The organism is Paenibacillus sp. MAHUQ-45, assembly GCF_058133325.1.
The window spans coordinates 1-2,610 of the sequence record NZ_JBYUPV010000028.1 but is presented as its reverse complement, the minus strand read 5'-3'; the positions used below and the strand labels follow the sequence as shown (position 1 = coordinate 2,610).

At 40.0% G+C, this 2,610-nt stretch carries 2 protein-coding genes and 1 rRNA gene; all 3 read left to right on the top strand.

The features are described 5' to 3' along the window. A 5S ribosomal RNA gene (rrf, locus tag AC3Y23_RS28975) occupies positions 1-90 on the top strand; the annotation flags it as partial. Between the two features lie 881 nt (positions 91-971). Next, complete coding sequence (locus tag AC3Y23_RS28970) at positions 972-1,100, top strand: hypothetical protein (RefSeq protein WP_379205545.1); 129 nt, start codon at positions 972-974, stop codon at positions 1,098-1,100. A gap of 617 nt (positions 1,101-1,717) precedes the next feature. Further along, positions 1,718-1,858 carry a hypothetical protein gene (locus AC3Y23_RS28965; protein ID WP_379205544.1) on the top strand — a complete coding sequence of 47 codons (141 nt, stop codon included), beginning with the start codon at positions 1,718-1,720 and terminating at the stop codon, positions 1,856-1,858. The last annotated feature ends 752 nt before the right edge of the window (positions 1,859-2,610 follow it).

Below are 2,610 nucleotides of genomic sequence, written 5' to 3'. Positions count from 1 at the left end.
CGCGTACCCATCCCGAACACGACCGTTAAGCCCTCCAGCGCCGATGGTACTTGGACCGAAGGGTCCTGGGAGAGTAGGACGCCGCCAAGCACATGAGCCCTTGTTGAGTTAATCAGCAAGGGCTTTTTTGTATTTTCAGAATTGTAATAGGACAGCTTGGAGTCCAAGAGATCGTAGAATTTATCGAATCGATGATAGGAATAGGCTTATTAAGCACTAGTCTAGAGTTCTTCTTAGAGCCTTTAAATGACTTGATTTGTACCTCTAAATGAACAAGAAACAAACTTTGAACCAAATGTAGTTGCTATGGTCTAAAAGGTGAACAAATATTGATTTATTATGAGAAAACATTAAGCGAACAGCCCGTTATGCAAGTCCTCAATTCACCTGCCCTTCACTGAGATGATAGGGGTTCGAATCCCCTATGCCTTATAACTATGGAGGCTTAACTTAGCAAGGAGAGCATATGCCTTACAAGCAGAGGGTCGGGGGTTCGATCTTCAAAGACTCCCCTATGTATTGCATAATGATTTTGCAAATGTAGGATGAAGCAGCCTGGTAGCTTGTCAGGATCATAACCCGAAGGCCACAGGTCCAAATCCTGCCCCCGTAACCAATCTGAGACTGTGGTGTAGTTGGCTTAACATGCTTGCCATGCAGGAGATTGCGGAGGCAATCCCCGTCTCTGCGGCATCTTTTATAATTGATATTCTGATTTGGCGGAATGGCAGATGCGCCAGACTCAAAATCGTTTGTGAAACCGTGGACCTTCGACTCCTCTCGTCGGTATATTTTAATTAGACTCATGAAATGTTTTTAGCATTTCATGAGTTTTTTTGTTTATAAGCACTTATATATGCAGACATGTCTCCATCGAACCTAATTGGGAGCAAATCATGGTTGATGCTACTATCAACATGGAACTGGTCCAAAAAGGGGCAGGATCGGCAAGCCATTAGATGTTCGCGCGGATGTTTAACCACAAAATTCATGCGATGGTGAACGCGCTTGGCTATCCGTTTAGATTTGAATTGACACCTGGCCAGGAGCATGAATGCATCACCAACTATCGCCTTCTTTATGAACTGGGCTTCAGTTAGGGTAAAGTATTAGTGGATCGCGCTTATGATACCAACGTCATTCTTCAGCTTTTGCCTAACCCCGTCAGCACTCTGATGATCCCAAGCAAACGTAATAGGTGGGTAAAGCGCCCGTTAGATAGTGGAACCTATGAAAATGACACGTAATCGAATGGTTTTTCAACAAAATAAAACTATAGACGCCTGGCCACTTGATATGAGAAGCAGATGCATATTTGTGGCCTTTTTTACACTGCTACTCATTTGTTTATGGCACAAACAGGTTGCATACAAGTCCTAGATAGAAAATACCAAAGCATGACTTTGATCTAGTAATCAGTATGTTGTTTAATTACCCTTTAAACGAACGATCAAATTATTCTTATAAGGCAGTGATGAATTGAAGATACCGGGGTATAAGATATTGGATATATCTCTGAGGTACCAGTTACCCTCCAACATAATGAGAACAAAAAGTTAGTTAATCTGGCCGGTTTGCTAAAAGATTTGAGGTTTTATTATCTGAAGGCAGGAGAGAGGGGGGAAATCATCCTGCTGCAAAAAGGACTTGTTCTGTCCAATCAGTTGGCTGTTACTCAGAAAGTCGAAACGGAGATACGCTTCTTGTAAAGGTTGGTATGGGAGAACGTATTGACCTAAATATAGAAGTAGCTGATACTGTAGGACAATATGTTGGACTCGGTGCTTACGTGGATTGTGATGTGAGGCAGAAGCTGTTTAAGGATCAGAATATGGATGCAATTGAACTTTTGAGGTAGCATGTAATGTGCTTTTAGAGATTGGCTAGCAACTTCAAGTTGATAATAAAACTACGATGATTCTTGATAAGACTAAACTTAAGGAACAGTTTGTACAATTTATTCAATATGCCAAGCGAAGTAAATAGAGGCAGAGTGGAGAGATATTCAACTGCCTATAATTATTGAAACTATGACCATGGTTGCTGTACACTATCTAATTTCAAATAAGGAGAGCATATGAAATAAAAGCAGCGGATTCCAATTAACGTGGTTTTCGTATACCTTGAAGTGCTCAACTTAAGGGAAGAAGGGACAGTCTTCGCATGTATGCCCTGTAATGTATCCATTAGTAAAGTTATATTTTTAAATCCCCTAGATTCATTAAGACAAATAAACTGTTGTTTTAAAAATATTATTTACATAAAAGGGGTTGTCTATTTTCTAGTAACATGGTATATTATATATTCATTGACGAACACAAATAATTGTTTGTGGAACGGAATGAGATGAATGATCGGTTGAGTAAAACTTTCTTAAAAAAAGTGTTGCACTATTCCGGAGTTCATGGTATATTATAAGAGTTGCTGCTGAGACATTAAGCAGACAACGAGAACAGCTTGATCTTTGAAAACTGAACAACGAGTGAGTATCGAATTCACGCAAGTGGATTCACAAATGAGAATTTAATTCTCGTCAGATGTTTCAAAATGAGCAATCGCTCTTTCTAAATACCTATTTGGAGAGTTTGATCCTGGCTCAGGACGAACGCT

What these genes read in the sequence shown, in the direction of transcription:
- AC3Y23_RS28970 (WP_379205545.1), top strand. Translation starts at nt 972, where the DNA reads ATGTTTAACCACAAAATTCATGCGATGGTGAACGCGCTTGGCTATCCG.
- AC3Y23_RS28965 (WP_379205544.1), top strand. Translation starts at nt 1,718, where the DNA reads ATGGGAGAACGTATTGACCTAAATATAGAAGTAGCTGATACTGTAGGA.